Origin of the sequence: Prosthecobacter sp., from assembly GCF_049294395.1 — a bacterium.
In the GTDB taxonomy this organism is placed as follows: Bacteria; Verrucomicrobiota; Verrucomicrobiia; order Verrucomicrobiales; family Verrucomicrobiaceae; genus Prosthecobacter.
The window spans coordinates 1-2,984 of sequence record NZ_JBAQCR010000207.1 but is presented as its reverse complement, the minus strand read 5'-3'; the positions used below and the strand labels follow the sequence as shown (position 1 = coordinate 2,984).

Genomic DNA, 2,984 nt, shown 5'->3' with positions numbered 1-2,984 from the left:
CAGGAACTCCGCGCCCGCGCCGCCGCCACGCCGCAGATCGTCGGCACACGTGGCAGCGCGCTCGATCTCATGATGACCGCGCTCTACTTCAAGCGCGAGAACCTCCTGCCACTGGCCTTTGGCGCGCTCGCTGAAATACGGCGCAATCCCACGGCCACCGCCATTCCGCTGCACGTCCGCTATCAAGCACAGGGCGCCCCCATCGTCGGCACGGAGCTCGAATACTTCCCCTTTCGCGGCCTGCATCTCGCCGCAGGCAAACAGCTCAGCCGCCTAGGCGATTGCGTCGTCGGTGCCACCCTCGCCAAGCAGCGCGGATTGCAGCCCGGCGGCCACATTTTCTCCACACCCGAGCAGGCCTTCGACATGGCTGGCGTGTACCCTTTGAAGATGCGCGTCACCGGCATCCTCACCCCAAACGGCACGCCCGATGACGAGGCGCTCTTCGTCGATCTGAAAACCTGCTGGCTCATCGAAGGCCGCTCCCATGGCCATGACGACCTCAAGACAGACGAATCAGTCGTGCTCAAAAAGGAGGAGGGCAACATCGTCGGCAATGCCGCCGTGCGCATGTTCAACGAAGTCACCGATGCGAACATCGCCTCCTTCCACTTCCATGGCGATGTCTCCACCTATCCCATCAGCGCCGTGATCCTGCTGCCGCAGGACGCCAAGGCCGAAGCCCTGCTCGCGGGGCACTATGCCCGCTCCAATGAGCAGCAGCTCATCCGCCCGCGCGATGAAATGGAGGCGCTGCTCACCCAGCTCGTGCGCCTTGAAGGCTTCGCCGCCAGCGCCCTCCTCCTCACCGCCACGGCTGCGCTGCTTGTCACCGCGCTCGTCTTTGCGCTCTCCTTCCGCCTGCGCCAGCGCGAATTCGCCACCCTCGAAGACGTCGGTGTCTCGCGTGTCTCGCTCATCAGCGTCAAAGTCCTCGAAGTCCTCATCATCGGTCTCGCCGCAGCGGTGATCGGCCTCCTTCTTCTCCAGTTCTCCTCCTTCGCCGCACCGCATCTGCTGAGGATGGTCTTGTAAATGGACGTGGTTGCACGTGTCAGCCTTTTGTGAGAGGATTCACCATGCCTTTGGAAGAAATCGAAAAACAAATCACCCAGCTCAGCCCGGAGGAACTCAAAAAGTTCTCGGCTTGGTTTGATGATTACCTGTCCGATGAATGGGACCGGCAGATCCAACGTGACGTGACTGCGGGGAAGTTTGACGCTTTGGTTGCGCAATTGGATGCGAACTTCGAAGCCGGGCTGTGCAAGCCGCTATGAGGCACTTTGCAGATCCGATGTTTTGGGAATGCCTGAATCGATTGCCCGAAGACATTCAACTCCTGGCACACAAGAACTTCGAGCTGCTTAAAGGCAACGAACGTCACCCATCGGTCCGTTTAAAAAAGGTCGGGAGGTTTTGGTCCGCCCGCGTCGGAAAAGACTACCGTGCATTGGCTCATGAGAGAGCCGAAGGCTTGCAATGGTTCTGGATCGGCCCCCACCACGAATACGACAAATTTCTTTAATCCACTGTGTCCTACCCCATCGACGCCCTCATTTACGCCCTGGATGTCAATCCCGACATCAGCACCGAAGGGCGCGTGCTCTTCCTGCGAGCCCAGGCTCATCCCGCCCTGGAGCACTTCGAAGGCCGCCTCGTCTGCCAGCAGACCTGGAAGCCCAAGGCCAATCTCCTTCAGGCCGCCGGACACCGCGTGGAGCGCGAGGTCCACGGCCTCTTCGATCTCGTCCTCGTCCTCCCCGATCCGCAGCGCGATCTTATGGTGGCCGATCTCGCCCGTGCCCATGATCACCTCGCCCCCGGCGGCGTCCTCATGGCCGCCGTGCACAACGACGCCGGTAGCAAACGCTGTGAGCAATACCTGCGCGAAGTCGCCGGGCAGATCGAATCCCTCTCCAAGCACCACAGCCGCGCCTTCTGGGCCACCAAGCAGGAAGACAAGCCCTGGAAAGCCGACCTCCTCGAACGCTGGCGCCAGGGTGCCGCCATGCGCCGCATCCTCGACGGCCGTTTTTGGTCACGCCCCGGCCTTTTCAACTGGGACCGCATCGACGAAGGCTCCGCCCTCCTCGCCAAGCACCTGCCAGACACCATTGCAGGCAACGTCGCCGACTTCGGCTGCGGCTGGGGCTTCCTGAGCGATCACCTCCTGCGCAACTGCCACGACATCGACACCCTCGACATCTACGATGCCGACGGCGACTGCTTCGAATGCGCCCGCCGCAATCTAGGCCTCGTCCCCACCAAGGTCAAAGCCCACCCCCACTGGCAGGACATCACCACCGGCTTTGAGCGCACCAAGTTTGACACCATCGTGATGAACCCCCCGTTTCACGAAGGCAAGGAGGCCGATCCCCTCATCGGTCTCAAGTTCATCGCCGCCGCCGCCCAGGCCCTGCGTCCCGGTGGTCAGCTCTGGCTCGTCGCCAACCGCCAGCTCCCCTATGAGAACCTGCTGACCGAAGCCTTTTCGCAAATGGACAAGATCGTCGAGACCGGCGGTTTCAAGGTCCTGCACGCACAAAACCCCATCGTCCAGCCCACCTATGTGCGTCGCGGCAAGCGCCGCCGCTGAATCGGGCGCAAAGAATCTCACAAAGAATGCAAAACAGAGGAACAAAGCGTTTGCAAAACAAGGCACCGACTCGATAATCGCGGCCCACTTCGAAAGGAGAATGGGTAGGTACCCGAGCGGTCAAAGGGGGCAGACTGTAAATCTGCTGGCTTACGCCTACGCTGGTTCGAATCCAGCCCTGCCCACCACCTTCATTCTGAGTGAGTTAAAGACCAAAGCCCCGCCCCAAAGGCGGGGCTTCTTTTTTGAGTGTGCTCAAAATGTGCTCACTTTTTCGGCCCGACCGCGCCCTGCTGTCAAAATCATCTGACCGCCTTCCTTTTGAGGGATGTTACACGGGGAGGGTTTGGCTTCTGCAATTCCCCCCCTCATCCGCGTTATAAAGACT

4 protein-coding genes and 1 tRNA gene are annotated in these 2,984 nt (G+C 60.7%); all 5 read left to right on the top strand.

The genetic code is table 11. The annotated features are described in order from the left end of the window. A partial coding sequence (locus WAW39_RS13760) for an FtsX-like permease family protein (protein ID WP_422319759.1) occupies positions 1-1,035 on the top strand: 1,035 nt, incomplete at its 5' end. 50 nt (positions 1,036-1,085) lie between these two features. Continuing rightward, positions 1,086-1,277 carry a hypothetical protein gene (locus WAW39_RS13755; protein ID WP_422319757.1) on the top strand — a complete coding sequence of 64 codons (192 nt, stop codon included), beginning with the start codon at positions 1,086-1,088 and terminating at the stop codon, positions 1,275-1,277. Continuing rightward, a complete protein-coding gene (locus WAW39_RS13750; RefSeq protein WP_422319755.1) occupies positions 1,274-1,525 on the top strand; it encodes a type II toxin-antitoxin system RelE family toxin in 252 nt (83 codons plus the stop codon). Before WAW39_RS13755 ends, WAW39_RS13750 begins: the two co-directional genes overlap by 4 nt. Before the next feature lie 6 nt (positions 1,526-1,531). Continuing rightward, complete coding sequence (locus WAW39_RS13745) at positions 1,532-2,596, top strand: class I SAM-dependent methyltransferase (protein ID WP_422319753.1); 1,065 nt, start codon at positions 1,532-1,534, stop codon at positions 2,594-2,596. Between the two features lie 102 nt (positions 2,597-2,698). Next, positions 2,699-2,784 (top strand) — tRNA-Tyr (locus WAW39_RS13740). Positions 2,785-2,984: the final 200 nt, after the last annotated feature.

What these genes read in the sequence shown, in the direction of transcription:
- WAW39_RS13750 (WP_422319755.1), top strand. Translation starts at nt 1,274, where the DNA reads ATGAGGCACTTTGCAGATCCGATGTTTTGGGAATGCCTGAATCGATTG.